Source organism: Micromonospora antibiotica (assembly GCF_017599305.1).
GTDB classification, from domain to species: domain Bacteria; phylum Actinomycetota; class Actinomycetes; order Mycobacteriales; family Micromonosporaceae; genus Micromonospora; species Micromonospora antibiotica.
Map to the genome: position 1 here is coordinate 13,070 of NZ_JAGFWR010000005.1, position 19,549 is coordinate 32,618.

General features: G+C 73.6%; 19 protein-coding genes and 2 pseudogenes. 7 read left to right on the forward strand and 14 right to left on the reverse strand.

Going from position 1 to position 19,549, the window contains the following annotated elements; all coding sequences use genetic code 11:
* Positions 1 to 138 precede the first annotated feature (138 nt).
* Positions 139 to 1,275, reverse strand: a complete 1,137-nt coding sequence (locus JQN83_RS11860) for a hypothetical protein (RefSeq protein ID WP_244252294.1) — start codon at positions 1,273 to 1,275, stop codon at positions 139 to 141.
* A 234-nt stretch (positions 1,276 to 1,509) separates the two neighbouring features.
* Between JQN83_RS11860 and JQN83_RS11865 the strand changes: the two genes are divergently transcribed.
* From JQN83_RS11865 to JQN83_RS11890, 6 genes are all read left to right on the forward strand, one after another.
* Positions 1,510 to 1,869: a YraN family protein gene (locus JQN83_RS11865; protein ID WP_208567180.1), complete on the forward strand. Its 360-nt coding sequence runs from the start codon at positions 1,510 to 1,512 to the stop codon at positions 1,867 to 1,869.
* 181 nt (positions 1,870 to 2,050) lie between these two features.
* A complete protein-coding gene (locus JQN83_RS11870; protein WP_208567181.1) occupies positions 2,051 to 3,571 on the forward strand; it encodes a YifB family Mg chelatase-like AAA ATPase in 1,521 nt (506 codons plus the stop codon).
* Complete coding sequence (locus JQN83_RS11875) at positions 3,568 to 4,731, forward strand: DNA-processing protein DprA (RefSeq protein WP_208567182.1); 1,164 nt, start codon at positions 3,568 to 3,570, stop codon at positions 4,729 to 4,731. Before JQN83_RS11870 ends, JQN83_RS11875 begins: the two co-directional genes overlap by 4 nt.
* Positions 4,732 to 4,869: 138 nt before the next feature.
* Positions 4,870 to 6,201, forward strand: a complete 1,332-nt coding sequence (locus tag JQN83_RS11880) for a serine hydrolase domain-containing protein (RefSeq protein WP_307799192.1) — start codon at positions 4,870 to 4,872, stop codon at positions 6,199 to 6,201.
* A 124-nt stretch (positions 6,202 to 6,325) separates the two neighbouring features.
* The gene (locus tag JQN83_RS11885) at positions 6,326 to 7,315 is read left to right on the forward strand and encodes a tyrosine recombinase XerC (protein ID WP_208567184.1); all 990 of its coding nucleotides are present in this window, start codon (positions 6,326 to 6,328) and stop codon (positions 7,313 to 7,315) included.
* A gap of 183 nt (positions 7,316 to 7,498) precedes the next feature.
* The gene (locus tag JQN83_RS11890) at positions 7,499 to 8,680 is read left to right on the forward strand and encodes an aminotransferase class V-fold PLP-dependent enzyme (RefSeq protein ID WP_208567185.1); all 1,182 of its coding nucleotides are present in this window, start codon (positions 7,499 to 7,501) and stop codon (positions 8,678 to 8,680) included.
* A 237-nt stretch (positions 8,681 to 8,917) separates the two neighbouring features.
* Here JQN83_RS11890 and JQN83_RS11895 read toward each other — a convergent pair.
* Positions 8,918 to 9,430, reverse strand: a pseudogene (locus JQN83_RS11895) (peptidoglycan DD-metalloendopeptidase family protein); the annotation flags it as partial.
* A gap of 273 nt (positions 9,431 to 9,703) precedes the next feature.
* On the opposite strand from JQN83_RS11895, the gene JQN83_RS11900 reads away from it, so the two are divergent.
* Positions 9,704 to 10,810 carry a sulfite oxidase gene (locus JQN83_RS11900; protein ID WP_208567186.1) on the forward strand — a complete coding sequence of 369 codons (1,107 nt, stop codon included), beginning with the start codon at positions 9,704 to 9,706 and terminating at the stop codon, positions 10,808 to 10,810.
* 74 nt (positions 10,811 to 10,884) lie between these two features.
* On the opposite strand, the gene JQN83_RS11905 is transcribed toward JQN83_RS11900, so the two are convergent.
* The 12 genes and pseudogenes from JQN83_RS11905 to proS all read right to left on the reverse strand — a co-directional run bounded on the left by JQN83_RS11905 (position 10,885) and on the right by proS (position 19,519).
* Positions 10,885 to 11,208: a DUF2469 domain-containing protein gene (locus JQN83_RS11905; protein ID WP_011905215.1), complete on the reverse strand. Its 324-nt coding sequence runs from the start codon at positions 11,206 to 11,208 to the stop codon at positions 10,885 to 10,887.
* Entirely contained in the window at positions 11,205 to 12,017 is an 813-nt protein-coding gene (locus JQN83_RS11910; RefSeq protein WP_208567187.1) for a ribonuclease HII, read from the reverse strand. Before JQN83_RS11910 ends, JQN83_RS11905 begins: the two co-directional genes overlap by 4 nt.
* Positions 12,011 to 12,490 carry an NUDIX hydrolase gene (locus JQN83_RS11915; protein WP_208567188.1) on the reverse strand — a complete coding sequence of 160 codons (480 nt, stop codon included), beginning with the start codon at positions 12,488 to 12,490 and terminating at the stop codon, positions 12,011 to 12,013. The genes JQN83_RS11910 and JQN83_RS11915 overlap by 7 nt, the downstream gene beginning before the upstream one ends.
* A gap of 58 nt (positions 12,491 to 12,548) precedes the next feature.
* A complete protein-coding gene (lepB, locus tag JQN83_RS11920) occupies positions 12,549 to 13,184 on the reverse strand; it encodes a signal peptidase I (RefSeq protein WP_208567189.1) in 636 nt (211 codons plus the stop codon).
* Positions 13,185 to 13,336: 152 nt separating this feature from the next.
* Positions 13,337 to 14,158 (reverse strand): annotated as a pseudogene (gene lepB, locus JQN83_RS11925) (signal peptidase I); the annotation flags it as partial.
* Positions 14,159 to 14,351: 193 nt separating this feature from the next.
* On the reverse strand, positions 14,352 to 14,708 hold the full coding sequence (gene rplS, locus JQN83_RS11930) for a 50S ribosomal protein L19 (RefSeq protein ID WP_007456548.1): 357 nt from the start codon (positions 14,706 to 14,708) through the stop codon (positions 14,352 to 14,354).
* Between the two features lie 142 nt (positions 14,709 to 14,850).
* Positions 14,851 to 15,639 carry a tRNA (guanosine(37)-N1)-methyltransferase TrmD gene (trmD, locus tag JQN83_RS11935; RefSeq protein WP_208567191.1) on the reverse strand — a complete coding sequence of 263 codons (789 nt, stop codon included), beginning with the start codon at positions 15,637 to 15,639 and terminating at the stop codon, positions 14,851 to 14,853.
* A 16-nt stretch (positions 15,640 to 15,655) separates the two neighbouring features.
* Entirely contained in the window at positions 15,656 to 16,240 is a 585-nt protein-coding gene (gene rimM, locus JQN83_RS11940) for a ribosome maturation factor RimM (protein WP_208567441.1), read from the reverse strand.
* 2 nt (positions 16,241 to 16,242) lie between these two features.
* The gene (locus JQN83_RS11945; protein ID WP_172862164.1) at positions 16,243 to 16,503 is read right to left on the reverse strand and encodes an RNA-binding protein; all 261 of its coding nucleotides are present in this window, start codon (positions 16,501 to 16,503) and stop codon (positions 16,243 to 16,245) included.
* A complete protein-coding gene (gene rpsP, locus JQN83_RS11950) occupies positions 16,478 to 16,969 on the reverse strand; it encodes a 30S ribosomal protein S16 (RefSeq protein WP_208567192.1) in 492 nt (163 codons plus the stop codon). Before rpsP ends, JQN83_RS11945 begins: the two co-directional genes overlap by 26 nt.
* A 287-nt stretch (positions 16,970 to 17,256) precedes the next feature.
* On the reverse strand, positions 17,257 to 17,904 hold the full coding sequence (locus JQN83_RS11955) for a ribonuclease FAU-1 family protein (protein WP_208567193.1): 648 nt from the start codon (positions 17,902 to 17,904) through the stop codon (positions 17,257 to 17,259).
* A 208-nt stretch (positions 17,905 to 18,112) separates the two neighbouring features.
* A complete protein-coding gene (proS, locus tag JQN83_RS11960) occupies positions 18,113 to 19,519 on the reverse strand; it encodes a proline--tRNA ligase (protein ID WP_208567194.1) in 1,407 nt (468 codons plus the stop codon).
* Between the last annotated feature and the right edge of the window lie 30 nt (positions 19,520 to 19,549).

Below are 19,549 nucleotides of genomic sequence, written 5' to 3' on the forward strand. Positions count from 1 at the left end.
GGGCGGGTGCCGAGGTGTCGGCAGGCGACGGGGGTCCAGCGGGTCGGCGAGGGTGACGGTTCTCCGCAGACCGCCGTTCGACGGGCGGTCCGGGGGGCGCGGTTCAGGGGGGTGGTTCAGGGACGGTCCGGGGGCGGTTCAGCGGGCGGCGAGGGCAGCGGCGAGGAAGAGGACCAGCCCGACGGTGAGGTAGGCGGTCGGCGGGCGCAGCCAGCCCCGGGCCCCGTCGGTCATCGCCAGGCCACCGGTGCGCAGCCCGTACAGGCCGCCGGCGAAGACCGGCAACCCGATCACCAGGAAGATGCCCACGACGACGTGCGACGCCGAGACCGGGTCACCGGTGAGTCCGTGCAGCAGCACCCGCAGCGCGGGAACCTCGAAGACCAGGGCCGACAACCCCAGCAGCACCGCCAGGGCCGGCCGCCGGGTGCGGTACACGCCCTCCGAGGTCGGGCCACCCGTGCGGTACGCCCCGTCCGGGCTGGCCAGGTCGTCCACCCGCGGCGTGACCGGCGCCATCGGGCCGGTCGGCACCTCCAGGGGGGAGGGCTCCGCCGGTCGGGTGGGTTCGACGATCGGGTAGTTGCCCAGCGCCGCCGGCCGGACCGGATCGGTCCCCGCCACCGGGCCGACCCCGCTGACCCCCAACAGGCCGGAATCGGCGGTGAACCGGCCGGTGCCACTGTCACCGCTGCCGAGCCGACCACCCCCGGTACCACCCAACCGGCCCGTACCGGTATCGCCGACACGCCGGCCGATGCCGGTGTCGGACAAGCGGCCGGTACCGGTGTCGGACAGCCGGCCGGTACCGGTGTCGCCAACGCCCCGGCCGATACCGGTGTCGGACAGGCGGCCGGTGCCGGTGTCGCCCACGCCCCGCACCGGGATGCCGCCGATCGGGCCCGCACCGGTGTCCCCGAGCGGGCCGACGCCACTGACTGCGGCCTCGCGGGCGGCGCGTCGACCCACCCGGTCACCGGGCAGTTCGCCGGAGACATCCGGGTCGTCCCGGCGGGACCGGGTCGGCCGGTATCCGGTGCTCTCACCCCCGGCGGCACCCAAGGGATCAGCCGTGTCGAGGCGTCCCGAGTCGAAACGGCTGGCGTCCCCGTGCCGGCCTTCCTCGGCAGCTCGTTGGTCGGGGGTGCGGGCCTCGTCGTCGCGCCGGCGCACCCCGCTCGCCGTCCGCCAGTCGGAGTCGTCGTACGCGCGTTCCCGGCCGGCCGGGTACCAGCGTGACTCCTGATCTTCGGGGTAGCTCCGTCGTGCGTCCACGTCCGGCACCGTATGCGACCGACCCGCCCGGCGCCATTCGCAGGTCGTACCGGCAGACGGGACCGATCGGACGGGTCGACGGACGATCGCCGGCCACCCCCGGGAGCAGGGCATCAGCAGATCACATAGCAGGTCTGGGCCTTGATCGTCCGCTCGTCCACAGGGCGTCGAGTTGTCCACAGGTGCGGCCTCGGATGTCGCGCCCACCCCCGCCCCACCCGCAGCCTGACGGGCATGACGAAGCGGAACCAGGCGATCGGCGCGTACGGCGAGAGGTGCGCCGTACGGCATCTGATCGGGGCCGGGCTGCGCCCGGTGGCCCGTAACTGGCGCTGCCGTGAAGGTGAGATCGACGTCATCGCGTGGGACGGCCCGGTCCTCGCCTTCTGCGAGGTGAAGACCCGACGCGGCGACGCCTACGGCAGCCCCGCCGAGGCGGTCGTCCCGGCCAAGGCCCGACGGCTGCGGGGGCTCGCCGCCCGCTGGCTGGCCGAGACCGGGACGACCACCGACGAGGTGCGTTTCGACGTCCTGTCGGTCCGGTTGCCGCCGGCCGGTCCGGCGCAGGTCGAGCACCTCAAGGGGGCCTTCTGATGATCCCGACCCGCCACCGCGCCCGGCCGGCCCTGGCCCGTCACCGCGCCCGGCCGGCCCCGACTGGCCACCGCGCCCGGCCAGCCCTGGCCCGTCACCGCGCCCGGCCGGCCCTGGCCCGTCACCGCGCCCGTCGGGTCATCCGGCACCACGCCGGGCGGCCGGGGGCAGGGGTGGCACGGTGAGCTACGCCAAGGTGCACGCGGTCGGCCTGGTGGGGGTCACCGGCCACCTGGTCGAGGTGGAGGCGGACCTCTCCCCCGGGCTACCGGCCGTGGTCATCTCGGGGCTGCCGGACACCGCCCTGCACGAGGCCCGGGACCGGGTCCGCGCCGCCGTGGTCAACTCCGGCCAGCGCTGGCCCAACCGCCGGATCACCCTCAACCTGCTTCCCGCCACGCTCCCCAAGTACGGCTCGGCGTTCGACCTGGCCATCGCGGTCGCCCTGCTCGGTGCCGCCGGTGAGCTGCCGCTGCTGCCGATGGAGGGGGTGGTGGTCCTGGGCGAGTTGGGGCTCGACGGCACCGTCCGCCCGGTCCGCGGCGTGCTGCCGATGGTCACCGCGGCGGTACGCGCCGGGCTGGGCCGGGTGGTCGTGCCGGTGGGAAACGCGGCGGAGGCGGCGGTGATCCCGGGGGTGAAGGTGCGCGCCGTCGACACCCTGCACCGGCTCGTCGCCTTCGTCCGGGACGGCGCTCCCCTGCTGGAGCCGCCGCCGGCTGCTCCCGCCGGGACGCCGTCCGGGCCGGATCTCGCCGACGTCGCCGGGCAGGGGCTGGGCCGGCGGGCGTTGGAGGTGGCGGCGGCCGGCGGGCACCACCTCTGTCTGCTGGGGCCGCCCGGCGCCGGCAAGACGATGCTCGCCGAGCGGCTGCCGTCGATCCTGCCGGAGCTCGACGACGAGGCCGCGTTGGAGGTCACCGCACTGCACTCGATCGCCGGCACGCTGCCACCGGACGGCCGGTTGCTGCGTCGGCCGCCCTTCCAGGCACCCCACCACTCGGCGACCGTGCCGTCGCTGGTCGGCGGCGGCTCGGGGCTGGCCCGGCCGGGCGCGGTGTCGCTGGCCCACCGGGGGGTGCTCTTTCTCGACGAGGCAGCCGAGTTCAGCAAAGGAGCCCTGGAGGCGCTGCGCCAACCGTTGGAAAGTGGGCAGGTCCATCTCACCCGGGCCCGGGGCAGCACCCGTTACCCGGCCCGGGTTCAGTTGATCATGGCGGCCAATCCCTGCCCCTGCGCGAAGCCCGGTGGCGACTCGCTCTGCGAGTGCAGTCCGCTGGTGCGACGGCGCTACCTCGGCCGGCTCTCCGGTCCCCTGCTCGACCGGATCGACGTACAGGTCAGGGTGCTGCCGGTACGGGCGGCCGAACTGATGGGCGTCGACCCGGACGGCGAACCGTCGGCGGTGGTCGCCGCCCGGGTGGCGGTGGCGCGCGCGGCTGCCGCCGAACGGTGGGCCCCGGTCGGGCACCGGCTCAACGCGGAGGTGCCGGGCCCGCTGCTGCGCCGACCACCGTGGCGGCTCGCCGCCCAGGCCACCGCCGAACTACGGGGGCGGCTCGACCGGGGCTCGCTCTCGGCCCGGGGCTTCGATCGCATCATCCGGCTCGCCTGGACGATCGCCGATCTTGACGGCCGGCCACGGCCCGATCTTGAGGACGTCCGGGAGGCCACCGGCCTGAGAACGGGGGAGGAAGTGTGAACAGCACCGAGGATCTGCACGCCCGGGTGGCACTGACCTGGCTGACCGAGCCGGGCACCCGGTTGGTGCACCGGCTGGTGGGCCGGCTCGGTCCGGTCGCCACGCTGGACCTCCTGCTCGACGGTGGGGCACCCGACGAGACGTTGCGGGTGGCGGTGGCGGCCCGGTTGCACGCGGGTGACCCCCGGGCGGTGGCCGCCGAGGCGGTGGCGCTCACCGACCGGCTCGGTGCGCGGATCATCTCCCCGCACGACGACGAGTGGCCCACCCAACTGGGCGATCTGGAAGGGCTGGTGCTGCCCGGGGCGAGCCGGAAGGTCGACCGGGAGACCGCCCCACCGCTCTGCATCTGGGTACGCGGCGGGTGGCCGTTGGCCCAGGTGCTGGACCGCTCGGTGGCGGTGGTCGGCGCACGGGCCGCCACCGGGTACGGCGTACACGTCGCCACGGAACTCGGGTACGGCCTGGCCGACCGGGAGTGGACGGTGGTCTCCGGTGGCGCGTTCGGCATCGACGCCGCCGCCCACCGGGGCGCGTTGAACGCCGGTGGGGTGACGGTGGCGGTGCTGGCGTGCGGGGTGGACCGCCCCTATCCGATGGGCAACTCCGCGCTGTTCGACCGGATCGCCGAGACCGGGTTGCTGATCAGCGAGTGGCTGCCCGGTGCGGAGCCGCTGCGTCCCCGATTCCTGATCCGTAACCGGGTGATCGCCGCCGGCACCCGGGGCAGTGTGCTGGTGGAGGCGGCGGCCCGCAGCGGCGCGGCCCAGACCATGCACCGCGCGATCGCCCTGCGACGACCGGCGATGGTGGTGCCCGGCCCGGTCACCTCGGCGCTGTCGGTGGGCGCGCACGAACTGCTCCGTGAGTACGAACGCACCCGACTCGTGACCGGGCTGGCGCACGTGCTGGAGGAGGTGGGCCGGATCGGGGCGGACCTGGCACCACCCGCCCGAGGTGCGGACCGTCCCACGGACGTCCTCGACGACGAGGCCGCCATGCTGCGCGAGTCGATGCCCCGACGCGGCACGATCGGCGCGGACGCGCTCGCCGCCCGGGCCGGCGTGCCGATCCGCACGGCGTTGCGCAAGCTCGCCCTGCTGACGGAGCTGGGCCTGGTGAGCCGGCACGACGACGGCTACGCCCTGGTCCGACGGTGAGCGGTCGAGACATACGGATCTCTGGCGACGACGTCCTGACCGACAGGGGTCTCCCCACGAGCGGGCCGGTCCACCCGGGACGACGCCGGCCGTCGATCGCGCTGGCCCGAGGTCGGTACGAATGCGATGATCGCTGCCGTGTCGATTCCCCGTCGTTCCGTGCTCGGTCTCGGGTTCGCCGCCGCCCTCGGGTTGGTCGGCTGTGCCAAGAACCCGCCCACCGCGCTGGCCGGCTCCTGGGCCACCGCCGCGCCGGTCGACGGTGCGCAGGGCGGCCAGGGTGCTGCGGCGGCCCGCCAGCCCCGGGCGGCCGCCCGGGGCACCACCCCGGTCCCGGCCAGCAAGCCGCGCACCCTCACCGTGGCGCTCCAGCGCTACCTCCAGCCGACCACCGAGAACCCGAAGCACCCGACGTACGCCGGGGCGGTGGTGCTGGCGGTGACCGACGGTGAGCCGACCGACCACCTGGCGGTCGGTGAGGCGCTGCGCTACGACGCCGGCCCGGTGCTGCTGCCGGCGGCGAAGCGGGTCGCCATGCGTCCCGACTCGATCTTCGACCTGGCCTCGCTCACCAAGGTCTACACCGCGATCCTCACCCTGCAACAGGTCGACAGCGGCCGGATCGACCTGGACGCGCCGGTGGTGCGCTACCTGCCCGAGTTCACCGGCGCCGGCAAGTCCACCGTCACCGTGGCGATGCTGCTGGCCCACACCAGCGGTCTGCCAGTCGGGGCCAAGGTGACCGGTTACGCGACGATGGCCGAGCGGTGGCGCGCGGTGCTGACCACGCCGCTGGTCAGCGGCGCCACCCCGGGCACCGTGTTCCGCTATTCCAGCGTCGGCCTGATGGTGGCCGGGAAGATCGTCGAGAAGGTCACCGGGCTCAGCCTCGACCGGGCCCTGAAGGCCCACCTGACCACGCCGTTGGGGCTGCGCTACACCGGGTTCAACCCCAACACCTGGCTCGGCACGACCGACCGGGCCAACCGGCTGGTCGCCACCGACGCCCGTTCCTCCCGGGGGCTGCTACGGGGGGTGGTGCACGACGATGTCGCCAACCACCTCGGCGGCATCGCCGGCCACGCCGGCATCTTCGCCCCCGCCGAGGAGGTGGCGGTCATCGGGCAGTTGCTGCTCGACGGCGGCAGCTACGGCGGGAAGCGGATCCTCGCCGAGAGCACCGTCGCCCGGATGCTGCGCAACGCCAACACCGGGCTACCCGCCGTCGACCCGGACCGACCGGGCCGCACCTCCGACCACGGCCTGGGCGTGGTGCTCAACCAGCCCTGGTTCATGGGCAAGCTCGCCCGGCCCACCACCTTCGGGCACACCGGGTTCACCGGCACCTCGTTCCTGGTCCAACCCGACCGACGCCGGGTGCTGGTGCTGCTCACCAACCGCGCCCACCCCAACTGGAGCTGGGCCGACCCGGATCCGGCCCGGGTCGCCGTGGCCAACACGTTCGCCTGACCCGTCGCCCTACCCGCCTGCGTCCGTAAGCTGGGCGGGTGGCCCCGGACGACCGCTCGCTCCCCCGTCGGTCACCGCCGCCCTGCGGGTGCCGTCACCGGTCGACCTTGACGGAGGCGGGTCGATGAGTCGACGCGGTGCGGGCACCCGGGTCACCCACCAGGCACTGCCGCCGGCGATGCGGGACGCGGTGGACGAGTTCGCCGCCCACCTCGCCCAGGTGCGCAACCGGTCCGCGCACACCGTCCGGGCGTACGTGGCCGACCTGGTCTCGCTGCTCGACCATGCCGTCCGGATGGGCTGTGCCGAGCCAGCCGACCTCGACCTGAGCGTGTTGCGAAGCTGGCTGGCGAAGCAGCGGACGACAGGCGCGGCGCGCAGCTCGTCGGCCCGGCGGGCCGCTGCGGTGCGTACCTTCAGCGCGTGGGCGCACCGGTCCGGCCTGCTGGCCACGGACGTGGCCGCGCCGCTGGCCACTCCGAAGGCCCGTCGGGAGCTGCCTGTCGTGCTCCGCGCCGACCAGGCCGCCACCCTCGTCGAAGCCCCGGGCGACGGCGGGCCTGCCGCACCGGGCGGTGCCGGTGCGCCGGGGGCGGCCACGGCGGACGATCCGGTGCTGTTGCGTGACCGGGCGTTGCTCGAGCTGCTCTACGCGACCGGGGCGCGGATCAGCGAGGTGTGCGGGTTGGACAGCACGGACGTCGACCACCCCCGTCGGGTGGTCCGGGTCCTCGGCAAGGGTAACCGGGAGCGCACGGTCCCGTACGGGCTGCCGGCGCAGCGGGCCGTCGACAGGTGGCTGGCGGTCGGCCGGCCCGCACTGGCCGGACCGGAATCCGACCGGGCACTGTTCCTCGGTGCCCGGGGCGGCCGGCTGCACCCGACGATGGCCCGACGGATCGTCGCCGGTTACGCCCGGGCCGCCGGGCTGCCTCCGACCAGCCCGCACGGGCTGCGCCACTCGGCGGCAACCCATCTGCTCGACGGCGGCGCGGACCTGCGGGCGGTGCAGGAGCTGCTGGGGCACTCGTCCCTGGCGAGCACCCAGATCTACACCCACGTGTCGATGGAGCGGTTGCGTGCCGCCTACCGCCAGGCCCACCCCCGGGCCTGACCTGCCAGCCGACCAGCTCCGGCCCGGCCAGTCCCGCCAGCCCCGGCGCGTCAGATAGGCGTAGACCGCCGCCGGGTAACCGGCCGGCCCGCAGGACAGACCGCCGCAGCGAGGGGGCGTCGGACCACAGTGGCCGGCGACGATCGGTCCTGCGGGCCCCGGCGTGCGGGCTACGATCACCGGATGAGCGTCCCGCCGCCGCCCGAGTCGATTCCCGGGGCCCGACTGCTCTTCACCCTCGACCCCTCGGTCAGTTATCTCAACCACGGGGCGTTCGGCGCGGTGCCCGTCGGGGTGCAGCGCACCCAGCAGCGGTTGCGCGACGAGATGGAAGCCAACCCGCAGCGCTTCTTCGGCCAGTCACTGACCGACCGGCTCGCCCACACCCGGCGGCACCTGGCCGCTTTCCTCGGTGCCGATCCGGAGGGCACCGCCCTGGTCGGCAACACCACCACGGGGGTGGCCGTCGCCCTCCAGTCACTCGGTCTGCGCCACGACGACGAGGTACTCAGCACCGACCACGGGTACGGCGCGGTGCACCTCTCCGTTGCCCGGGAATGCCGCCGGACGGGTGCGACCGCCCGTAGCCTGCACCTGCCCCTGTCGGCCAGCGACGCGCAGCTCGTGGAGATCGTGCGGGCCGGGCTGCGCCCGGGACGGACCCGGTTGCTGCTGGTCGACCAGCTCACCTCGGCCACCGCCCGGTTGCTGCCGGTCGCCGCGCTGGTGGCCGTGGCCCGGGAACACGGCGTCGCCGTGCTGGTGGACGCCGCGCACGTGCCCGGGATGCTGCCCGTCCAGGTCGACGCGATCGGGGCCGACTTCTGGGTGGGCAACCTGCACAAGTGGGGGTTCGCGCCCCGTGGCACGGCAGTCCTGGTGGTCGCCCCACGGTGGCGGGACCGGATCGAGCCGCTGGTGGTGTCCTGGCAGCAGGCGAGCGGCTTCCCGGGCAACGTCGAGTGGCAGGCCACACTTGACTACACGGGTTGGCTGAGCGCCCCGGCCGGGCTCTACACCTTGCGTACCCTCGGGCTGGAGCGGGTCCGCACGCACAACGCGGCACTGGCGGCGTACGGGCAGCGGGTGGTCGCCGACGCGCTCGGGGTGCCGCCGACCGACCTGCCCGACCCGGGCGGGCCGGGGGTGGCGATGCGGATCGTGCCGTTGCCACCGGGCGTCGCCGGCACGTTGGAGGCCGCCGGTGCGTTGCGGGCCCGGATCGCCGACCGGCTCGCCGCCGAGGTGTCGGTGATGGCCTGGAACGGGCGGGGGTGGCTCCGGCTCTGCGGTCAGGTCTACAACACCACCGACGAGTACGAGCGGTTGGCCTCCCGGCTGCCGGCGTTGCTGGCCCAGGGGTGACAGGGCTCCTGCCGGGCGCTGACCGCACCGGCAGGGTGGCCGTTCGTCCCGCCGGGCGATCCCGTCCGGCCCCTGGTCCCACCGCTGACCGGTGTCGCGAGCGCCAATCCGGACCAGCAGGGGGCCGCCGCGCCGGACCAGCAGATGGTCAGCGCCGGGGGCGGCATCCCGGGTGAACCGGTCGGCGGAGTCGCCGGGCCCGTCGACCCGGAGGAGACCCACCTCGGCGGGTGCCGCCACCGGGAGCAGCCGGACCGGGCCGAGCCCCAGCAGGGCCAGCGGGTCGAGGTATTCCTGGCCCCGCCGGACCCCCCAGTGCAGGCACCCGCCGGTCGGGGTGGACACCCCCGCCACGGGGCAGCCCGGATGCCCGCCCAGCAGCACACCCAGTGGTGCGCCGCCCGCCACGACGTCGCCGGGGAGCACCTCGGGTCGGACCGGTTCGTAGGTGGTCCGCAGCCCTCCGGAGTGGCCGACGGTGACCACCGGGCGGCCGGCGACCATGCCGGCGAACAGCACGGTGCCGGCTGCGGCGGCCCGGACGGCGGCCCCGGGTACGGCGGCGAGGTCCACGCCCCGGTGACCCGCCAGCCAGGGCAGCGGAGGCGGGTCGAACCGGCGCACCGGCCGGGGTGGCCCGTCGAGTGGCCACCGGAACACCGGGTCCGGCCCGGCCCGGACCGGGGCGGACGGGAGTGGGGTGGACGGGGGTGGGGTGGACCGCCCGGGAACCCAGTGGGGGCCGAACATGAGCACGGCGGCCCCGAGGGCCGCCACCTGCCGCAGTGCTGTGCGCATCACCGCAGCATGTCGGGGCCGGCGGACCGACGCCACGGACCGGCTGTCCGCTGTGGATGACGGGACCGGCTGTGGAAAACGCCCACCCGGCCTGTCGATCTGCTATGCCGGCGTGCCGGCGGCGGCCGGGAGAGCGCAGGGGGACGGCCGTGGTCCGGCGGTGTCGGCCCCGCAGCGGGGCTAGGCTGGCGGCATCGCAGGCGGGCGCAGACCGGGAGGCCACCGATGACCACCATCGACGAGGTGAGCCGACCGTCGCGGGTCGCCGGGCCGGACGAGGCGATCAGCGCGGAGGAGCTGCAACTGGCCGCCCGCAACCACGGCATCCCGCTCGAAGCGTTGCGTTACGACGTCACCCCGGCCGGCCTGCACTACCTGCTCATCCACTACGACATCCCCGACCTCGACGCGGTGACCCACACGCTGACCGTGGACGGCGCGGTACGTCAGCCGCTCCGGCTCGGGCTGACCGAGCTGCGCGAACGCCCCCGGGTGACCCGCCGGGTCACGCTGGAGTGCGCCGGGAACGGGCGGGCGCTGCTGCACCCCCGCCCGGTCAGCCAGCCGTGGTTGGTGGAGGCGGTGGGCAACGCCGAGTGGACTGGCACCCCGTTGGCGCCGTTGCTGCGTGAGGCCGGGATCGCGCCCGACGCGGTGGACGTGGTGTTCACCGGCGCCGACCACGGTGTGGAACGCGGGGTGGAGCAGGACTACCAGCGGGCCCTGCCGGTCGCCGACGCGCTGCGCGACGAGGTGCTGCTGGCGTACGAGATGAACGGCGCTCCGCTGCTGCCCCAGCACGGCGCACCGCTGCGGCTGATCGTCCCCGGCTGGTACGGCATGGCGCACGTCAAGTGGCTCCGGTCGATCAACGTGCTGACCGGGGAGTTCGACGGCTACCAGAACGCGGTGGCCTACCGGCTGCGGCGCGACGCCGACGATCCGGGTGTGCCGGTGACCCGGATCGAGCCCCGGGCGCTGGTCCGGCCGCCGGGCTTCCCCGACTTCATGTCCCGCAGCAGGGTGCTGCGTCCGGGAACGTGCACGGTGGACGGACGCGCCTGGTCGGGGCACGGCCCGGTGGTCGGGGTGGAGGTGACCACGGACGGCGGGGTGACCTGGACGCCGGCCGTCCTGGACCCGCCCGGCGGTGGCGAGTGGTCCTGGCGGCGCTGGCGGTACGAGTGGACGCCGCAGCCCGGCCGGTACGCGCTGGCCGCGCGGGCGACCGACGGGTCGGGGCGTACCCAGCCGGTGGAGCAGCCGTGGAACCGGGGTGGTTTCGCCAACAACCTGGTCCAGCGGGTCGACGTGCTCGTCGTCGAGAAGTGAGGTCGGCGGCGGGGTGAACAACCCTGGCCCGGCGGGGGCCCGGTGTCGCGGGTGGGGGGCCGACGCGGGGTGGGTCAGCTACCGAAACCCGAGTCGGCGGGCAGCGAGATGTCGGGCTTCTCCAGCTCCTCGACGTTGACGTCCTTGAACGTCATCACCCGGACGTTCTTGACGAAGCGGGCCGGACGGTACATGTCCCAGACCCAGGCGTCGTGCATCTCGACCTCGAAGTAGACCTCGCCGTCGGAGTTGCGCACGTGCAGGTCCACCTGGTTGGCCAGGTAGAAGCGGCGTTCCGTCTCCACCACGTAGGAGAACTGACGGACAATGTCGCGGTACTCCCGGTAGAGCTGCAGCTCCATCTCGGTCTCGTACTTTTCGAGATCTTCCGCGCTCATCGCACTCCGCCTTCCATGACCACATCTTCCCCCACCGGTGCCGGAGGCCGAGGCTGCTCGCCCAACGCCACGCCGACGGTACCCCCTGCCGTGCCCGAGCGCTCCATCGGCTCGGGAGCGGCTGCGCCGAGCGGCCGACGGGCCCGGGGCGGGGCACTCTCCCGGCCCGACACGGCGGCCACATTGACGTACGAGAACCGGTGCTCCACGCAGGGCCCACGCTCGCGCAGCGCCTCGGTGTGCTCGGCCGTGATGTACCCCTTGTGCTCGGCGAAGCCGTAACCCGGGTGGCGTCCGTCCAGCTCCACCATGATCCGGTCCCGGGTGACCTTGGCCAGTACGCTCGCCGCCGCCACGCAGGCCGCCACCCGGTCACCCTTCCAGACCGCCAGCCCCGGCACGTCCAGCCCGTCCACCCCGAAGCCGTCGGTGAGCACGTACTCCGGTCGGGTGGTCAGTGAGGCCAGGGCCCGGCGCATCGCGGCGAGGTTGCACACGTGCAGCCCCCGGGCGTCGACCTCCTCGGCCGGGATGACCACCACCGCGTACGCCAGGGCACGGGCGACGACCTCGGCGTAGACCCGCTCCCGGCTGGCCGGGGTGAGCAGTTTGGAGTCGGCCAGCCCTTCGATCTCGCCGCGTCGTCCCTCGGGGAGCACCGCGGCGGCGGCCACCAGCGGGCCGGCGCAGGCGCCCCGGCCGGCCTCGTCCGCGCCCGCGACGTGCCGGAAGCCGCGCCGTTGCAGGGCCCGTTCCAGCGCGTAGAGCCCTCCGTCGCGGCGCACCACCGTGCGCGGCGGGGTCAGCATGACGCCTCCGGGGCCGGGGCGGCGGCCAGCACCTGGGTGAGCAGGGCGGCCAGGTCGGCGGGGTAGCACCGCTCGGCGGTGTCGGCCAGCTCGGCCGCCGACCACCAGCGGTGTCCGGTGACGCTGGCCCGTTCGATCTCGTCGAACCCGGCCGTGTCGACCTCCCAGGTGGGCACCCGGACCACGAAGAACTCCTGTTCCTGGCGGTACCACACGCCGTCGAAGGGAAACTCCACCGTCTCGGAGCGGACCGACCCGCCCAGCTCGGCCGGGGTCAGCCGCAGCCCGGTCTCCTCGGCCAACTCCCGGGCCGCCCCGGCCGCCGGGGACTCCCCCGGGGTGAGCCCACCACCGGGGGTGAACCAGTACCGGTGACCCGGGCGGGCCGGGTCGATGCCCTGGAAGAGCAGCACCCGGCCGGACGCGTCGACGAGCAGCACCCGGGCCGCACGACGGGGGTGGAAGACGGTCACCGCATCAGCCTGCCAGACGGTGTCGACGCTCGGCCACGCCCGGGTGGTCGCGAACCGGTCAGGGGTTGGGAATCCCGTCGAACGACTTGGGCACGGTGAGCCAGGTGGCCCGGTCGAACGGCCAGAACACGGTGAAGGCCCGGCCCACGACCTCACCCTCGGGGATGGTGGCGCTGTCGATGTTGCGACCGGACTGCTGCCAGTGCTCCAGGGAGTCCCCGGAGGCCGAGCGGTGGTCACCCATCACCCAGAGCCGCCCCGCCGGGACGGTGATGTCGAACTCCTGGTCGGCGGGCTTGTCCTGCTGGCCGTTGGCGGAGTAGATGTAGGGCTCGTCGAGGGACTTGCCGTTGATCGTCAGCCGGTCCTGCGCGTCGCAGCAGACCACGTGGTCGCCGCCGACCCCGATCACCCGCTTGATGAAGTCCTCGCCGTCGGGGTTGCCACTCCACTCGGTCGGCGCCTTGAACACCACCACCTCACCCCGGTGCGGTGAGCGGAAGTCGTAGACCAGCTTGTTGACCAGCACCCGATCGTCGATCTTGAGAGTGTTCTCCATGGACGGCGACGGGATGAAGAAGGTCTGCAGCACGAATGCGCGGACCAGCACCGCCACCAGAATCGCGACGCCCAGGAGAATGGGCAGCTCCTTCCAGAAGGAGCTGCGCGGCTTGTCGGTCTGCTCGTCAATCACGGGTGGAGCCTACGTCGCCGGAGCCGTCCGGGCCGCCCGGAACGCCGGAGGCGTCCCGGCCACCCGGAGCGCCGCAGCCGTTCCCGGCGCAGGCGTGGTGGCCGCCCGGGGCCGGGGGGCCACACCCGTCGCCCGGAGCGCACGACGGCCGCGAGCAGCGCGGCGACCGGCAGGAGCAGGACCACGTCACCGGTGGGGGTCGGCCGGACCGGTGCCGGGGCGTTGGGCGCGGCAGCGGAGTCCGACAGCCGTTCGAAGGTGGCCGGCACGGGCAGCGACGCCCACCGCGACGACGGCCACACCACCATGAACGCCCGGCCGATCACGTTGTCGATCGGCACCGGCCCCTGGCAGCGGGCGTCCTGGGAGACCAGCCGGTGGTCGCCCATCACGAAGATCTGACCAGGGGGTACGACCACCTCGTCGAACCGGCGGGACCGGCACTCCTTGGGGTTCGGCGGTACGTCCAGCGGTGAGTCACGCACCACGTACGGCTCGTCCAGCGGGATGCCGTTGACCAGCACCCGACCCTGGTCGTCGCAGCACTTGACCCGGTCGCCGGGCAACCCGATCACCCGCTTGATGAAGTCCTTCTCGCCGGGGCGGCCCACGCCGACCAGGTCGCCGAGGGTACGCCCGATCTTGCCGACGGCACCGGTCGGCGGCACGGGACTCTCCAGGGCGACCCACTTGTCGGTGCCCCGGAACACCACCACCTCACCGCGCAGCGGGTCACGTACGTCGTAGACGACCTTGTTGACCAGCACCCGGTCGCCGATGAGGAGGGTGTCCTCCATCGAACTGGACGGGATGAAGAAGGCCTGGAGCAGGAAGGTGCGGATCAGCACCGCCAGACAGAAGGCCACGATCAGCAGGAGCGGCAGCTCCTGCCAGAGGGGCATCTGCCGACGGGTGGGTCGGCTCCGCCGACGCCACGGGTCGGCTGTGCCGTTCGAGTCGAGCACCTGCACCACGCCACTCCCCGGTCCGCAGAAACGACACTACCGCCCGGGAGCCTCGTCGAGGCCCCACGGGCGGCAGCGGACGATCGGAGTGCCACGATCTGGGTCGCGACACCACCTGCCGGACTGCGCCCGTACCGATCAGCGTAGTGCGCTCTGGTCGATACGACATCCGCGCAGGTCAGGCGGCCTGGCGAGCGGGAAGTCAGCTGGGCTGCTTCTCCCGCTTCTCCTTGATCTTGGCCTTCTTGCCGCGCAGCTCGCGCAGGTAGTAGAGCTTGGCCCGGCGGACGTCGCCACGGGTCACGATCTCGATCCGGTCGATACCCGGGCCGTTGAGCGGGTAGGTCCGCTCCACGCCCACCCCGAAGCTGACCTTGCGGACCGAGAAGGTCTCGCGCAGACCGTCACCCTGGCGGCGGATGACGACGCCCTGGAAGATCTGGACCCGGGACCGGTTGCCCTCGACGACCCGCGCGTGCACCTTGACGGTGTCACCGGCACGGAAGTCGGGGAGGTCGGTGCGCTTCGACTGGGCGTCAAGGGCGTCCAGGATGTTCATCGCTGCGTCCTCGTGATGCTCACGGCGCACCGTCAGTCGGTGCGCGGATGGGTGATTCTGATTCCCGGTGCCGGTCGGCGGGCCGACCCTGTCCGGGGATCCTCGCAGCCGCCCACGGGCGCGGACGGATGCGGCAACCCCTCTACTTTGCCACATCCCCCGGGGGCAGCGGAAACCCACCCCGCTCCAGCGTCGCCAAGTCCCGTTTGTCCAGGATCTCCGGGGGCAACGCGGCGAGCATGTCCGGTCGCCGGGTGCCGGTGCGGGTCAACGCCTCGTCCCGTCGCCAGCGGGCGATCCGGCCGTGGTCACCCGAGCGGAGCACCTCGGGCACCTCGTGCCCCCGCCAACTCGCCGGCTTGGTGTACATCGGGGCCTCCAGCAGGCCGTGCGCGTGCGACTCGTCGTCCAGCGAACCGGCGTTGCCGAGCACCCCGGGCAACAGCCGGGTGACCGCCTCCAGGATCACCAGCACCGCCACCTCGCCACCGAAGAGCACGTAGTCGCCGAGTGAGACCTCGGTGACCCGCAGCCGGGTCGAGGCGTGGTCGAGCACCCGCTGGTCGATGCCCTCGTACCGGCCGCAGGCGAAGAGCAGGTGCGACTCGGTGGCCAACTCGTGCGCCATCGCCTGGGTGAACGGCACGCCGGCCGGGGAGGGCACCAGCAGCCGGGGCAGGGTCAGGCCGTCCGGAGCCAACTCGTCGGGGGCCAACGCGTCAAGCGCCTCGCCCCACGGTTCCGGCCGCATCACCATGCCCGGCCCGCCACCGTAGGGCGTGTCGTCGACCGTGCGGTGCACGTCGCGGGTCCAGGTCCGCAGGTCGTGCACGGCCAACCGGAGCAGGCCCTGTTCCCGGGCCCGCCCGATCAGGGACAGATCCAGTGGGGCGAAGTAGTCCGGGAAGATCGACACGATGTCGACGCGCATGAGGGTGGCTTCCGGTCTAGAGGTCGAGCAGACCGGCCGGCGGGTCGACGACGACGCGTCCGCCGGCGAGATCGACCTCCGGGACGATCGCCTTGACGAACGGGATGAGCGCGCTGCCCCCCTGCGGGCGGCGCAGGACGAGCAGGTCGGAGGCGGGCGCGTGGTCGATCTTGACCACCTCGCCGAGGTGCTCACCGGCCGGGGTCACCACGGCCAGGCCGACCAACTGGTGGTCGTGGAACTCCTCCGGGTCCTCCGGTGGGGCGACGGAGGCGCTGTCCACCCCGAGTAGGGTGCCGCGCAGCGCCTCGGCGGTCTCCCGGTCGAGGACCCCCTCGAAGGCCACCAGCATCCGCCCCTGGTGCCAACGGGCCGCCTCGATGGTCAGCTCGTCGGGGACCAGGTACGCCACCTCCGGGTCGGCGGTCGCGGCCGGCTCGGCCCCGCCCCGACGGGGGGTCTCCACCCGGGGCGGCACCCCCGGCTCGGTGCTCAGCACCGCGCCGGGGGCGAACCGCGCCTCGGGCTCGTCGGTCCGCACCTCCACGGTGACCTCACCGCGGATGCCGTGCGGCTTGCCGATCCTGCCGACGATGAGCAGCATCAGTACGAGTCGACGATGTCGACGCGTACCCCGCGTCCTCCGATGGAGCCGATCACCTGACGCAGCGCCTTGGCGGTCCGACCGGACCGCCCGATCACCGTGCCGAGATCCTCCGGGTGCACGCGGACTTCCAGCCGCTTGCCCCGACGGGAGTCGACCATGCGGACGCGCACGTCGTCCGGGTGGTCGACGATCCCCTTGACCAGGTGCTCCAGGGCGGGACGCAGCGGCATGTCAGGCCTGCTCACCGGAGTCGGCAGCAGCGGCCGGGGCCTCGGCCGGAGCCTCGGTCTTCGGCGCTTCGGTCTTCGGCGCCTCGGGCTCGGCCGGGGACTCCGCCTTGGCGGCCTTGCGGGCCGGCTTGGCCGGGGTCTCCGGAGCCAGGCCGGCAGCGGCCTTCGCCTCGGCCTCGTACGCCGCCTTGCGGTCGGCGCGCTCGGCGGCGACCTTGAGCGGCGGCGGGGCCGGCAGGCCCTTGAACTTCTGCCAGTCGCCGGTCAGCTCCAGCAGCCGCTGGACGGCCTCGCTCGGCTGCGCGCCGACCGAGAGCCAGTACTGGACCCGCTCCGACTTGACCTCGATGATCGAGGGGTCTTCCTTCGGCTGGTAGATGCCCACGAACTCGATCGCGCGACCGTCGCGCTTGGTGCGCGAGTCCGCGATGACGATGCGGTACTGCGGGTTGCGGATCTTGCCCATCCGCAGGAGCCGGATCTTTACGGCCACAGTTGTTTCGCTCCTGTTGCGATTTCACCGACCCGGCTACGGGCGGTGCACGGGTGAGCGTCGACCGGCACAGTGGGGTTGGGCCGGAGACTGCTCGGTGGACTGGCGACGCGCCCGGGTTAGAGGGCGCCGGACGCGCGCCGGATACCAGCGACCCATTCTGCCAGATCGCGCACCGGATGCTCACATCGGGCCGGCCCGACGGCAGGGCGTCGGTCCCGGCGGGCCGTCCGACCACCGCCGCCACGCGCCCCGACGACGGCCCGGCCAGGTGAGCTACGACACATTCACCGCGCGGGCGGTCGGTCCCAACCCGGCGGCAGCTCCGTCGGGGACGTCCAGTCGGCCGGCGGGACGAAGTCGCACCAGGTGCCGTCGAACGGGAACTTCCCCGCCTCGGCGAGGGCGATCACCCGCTCCCCCTCGGCACGGACCGCCTGCTCGTCGGTCACCCAGTAGTGGTCGGGAAAGGCCAGCCGCTCGGTGAACTCGCCCTCGTCCTTCCACTGCCAACTGAGATCGGGACGGACCACCACGTCCAGGTCCTGGTCGACCACGTCCACCCCGGCCACCGACCCGTCGTCCCACCGGACCCCGGGCTCCTCCAGGTTGACGTACCAGGCGACGAAGCGGTCCTGCTCGTCGCGGAAGAACCAGACCGAGTGCGCCGCCCCCGTGGGCAGGAACTCCAGCAGCGGAGGACCGTCCCACCGGCCCCGGGCCAGCCGGTAGGACGAGGCGATCCACTCGGTGAACGGCATCGCCCGCATGCCCAGGCCCGCCTCGGACACCTCGTGCGCCACCGGCGTGTCCCGGGCCACCCAGAGCAGCAGACCCCGGTCGTCGTCGCCCACCACCCGGGCCGGCCGGACCCACCCGATCCGGCCCCGCCGCACGTTGCGGTGCATGATCAACTGACCTGGCGCGAAACGCATCACACCTCCACAGGTCTGGACGGGCTTCCGGCGCCCCGGCCCACCGCCGCACCCGGGACGAACAGTGCGGGCCGGCTTTCGGCGTACCCGCGACGAACGGGGCAGCCGGTCCGGTGGGCCGGTTGCGCGGCGACGAGGTCGCCGCGCCCACGGCCGGCCGGCGACCCGGGAGCCGGACCTGCGGGCCCCCGGGCTGCGGTGGGCCGCCTCAGTAGGCGCGGGCCAGGATGGCGGTCAGGTCCGGCTCGTCCTCGCTATCCGGGACGGAACCGTCGGCGCGCAGCAGGCACCGGACGGTGACGCCCTGGCCGTTGGCCTCGGCCTCGCCCGGCACGCCGACGGCCGACCACGGCACCATGGCCCAGCCGGTGGCCGCCGCCTCGATCGCCTCGGCGAGGGTGGACACCTCGACGGTGCGGGACCGCCGGTGGGCCAACGCCTCGTCGTGCAACGCCTGCTGGTCGGCCTCCAGAGCGGCCAGGACCGCGCCGACGACGTCCGCGACCGGGGTGGGGGCCTTCGAGCCGTCCGTCCGCCGGACCACGACCGCGTTGCCGGTGGCCAGGTCGCGGGGGCCGACCTCGACGCGTACCGGATAGCCGCGCAGCTCGGCGTCGACGGCCCGGCGGCCGAACGCGGTGTCGGTGCGGTCGTCGAGCGCGACCCGGACCCCGGCGTCGCGCAGCGCGTCGCGCAGCTTGGCCGCCGCCTCGCCCACGCCGTCGCCCGCCTTGACGATCATGACGTACGCCTGGATCGGGGCCAGCCTCGGCGGCACCCGCAGCCCGTTGTCGTCACCGTGCGCCATGATCAGCCCGCCGAGCATCCGGGTCGAGGTGCCCCAGGAGGTGGTCCAGGCGTGCTCCCGGCCACCCTCGGCCGAGGAGTAGCTGATGTCGAACGCCTTGGCGAAGTTCTGCCCCAGCTCGTGACTGGTGCCGAGCTGCAGCGCCTTGCCGTCGCCCATCATGCCTTCGCAGGTGTAGGTGGCGGTCGCCCCGGCGAAGCGCTCCCGGGTGGTCTTCAGCCCGACCACCACCGGGATGCCCAGCACGTTGACCATCAGGTCCTCGTACGCCTCGTGCAGGATCTTGCGGGCGTAGGCGCGGGCGTCGGCACGGGTGGCGTGCGCGGTGTGCCCCTCCTGCCAGAGGAACTCGCTGGTGCGCAGGAAGATCCGGGGGCGCAACTCCCAGCGGACCACGTTGGCCCACTGGTTGAGCAGCAGCGGCAGGTCCCGGTACGAGTCGATCCACTTGGCCATGAACTCGCCGATCACCGTCTCGCTGGTGGGACGCACCACCACCGGCTCGGCGAGCTGCTTGCCGCCACCGTGGGTGACCACCGCCAGCTCCGGCGAGAAGCCCTCGACGTGCTCGGCCTCCCGCTTGAGGTAGCTCTCCGGGATGAACAGCGGGAAGTACGCGTTCTCCGCGCCGGCCGCCTTGATCCGGGCGTCCATCTCGGCCTGCATCCGCTCCCAGATGGCGTAGCCGGCCGGACGGATGACCATGGTCCCCCGGACCGGGCCGTTGTCGGCCAGCTTCGCCTTGGCGATCAGGTCCTGGTACCAGCGGGGAAAGTCCTCCGCACGGGGAGTGAGCACGCGAGCCATGACCGCACATCCTATGCGCCCCGCCCGGAC

Excerpts from the sequence above, each read along its gene's own strand:
- JQN83_RS11865 (WP_208567180.1), top strand. The coding sequence starts at position 1,510 with ATGACGAAGCGGAACCAGGCGATCGGCGCGTACGGCGAGAGGTGCGCC.
- JQN83_RS11885 (WP_208567184.1), top strand. The coding sequence starts at position 6,326 with ATGAGTCGACGCGGTGCGGGCACCCGGGTCACCCACCAGGCACTGCCG.
- JQN83_RS11890 (WP_208567185.1), top strand. The coding sequence starts at position 7,499 with ATGAGCGTCCCGCCGCCGCCCGAGTCGATTCCCGGGGCCCGACTGCTC.
- JQN83_RS11900 (WP_208567186.1), top strand. The coding sequence starts at position 9,704 with ATGACCACCATCGACGAGGTGAGCCGACCGTCGCGGGTCGCCGGGCCG.
- JQN83_RS11905 (WP_011905215.1), bottom strand. The coding sequence starts at position 11,208 with ATGAGCGCGGAAGATCTCGAAAAGTACGAGACCGAGATGGAGCTGCAG.
- JQN83_RS11910 (WP_208567187.1), bottom strand. The coding sequence starts at position 12,017 with ATGCTGACCCCGCCGCGCACGGTGGTGCGCCGCGACGGAGGGCTCTAC.
- rplS (WP_007456548.1), bottom strand. The coding sequence starts at position 14,708 with ATGAACATCCTGGACGCCCTTGACGCCCAGTCGAAGCGCACCGACCTC.
- trmD (WP_208567191.1), bottom strand. The coding sequence starts at position 15,639 with ATGCGCGTCGACATCGTGTCGATCTTCCCGGACTACTTCGCCCCACTG.
- JQN83_RS11955 (WP_208567193.1), bottom strand. The coding sequence starts at position 17,904 with ATGCGTTTCGCGCCAGGTCAGTTGATCATGCACCGCAACGTGCGGCGG.
- proS (WP_208567194.1), bottom strand. The coding sequence starts at position 19,519 with ATGGCTCGCGTGCTCACTCCCCGTGCGGAGGACTTTCCCCGCTGGTAC.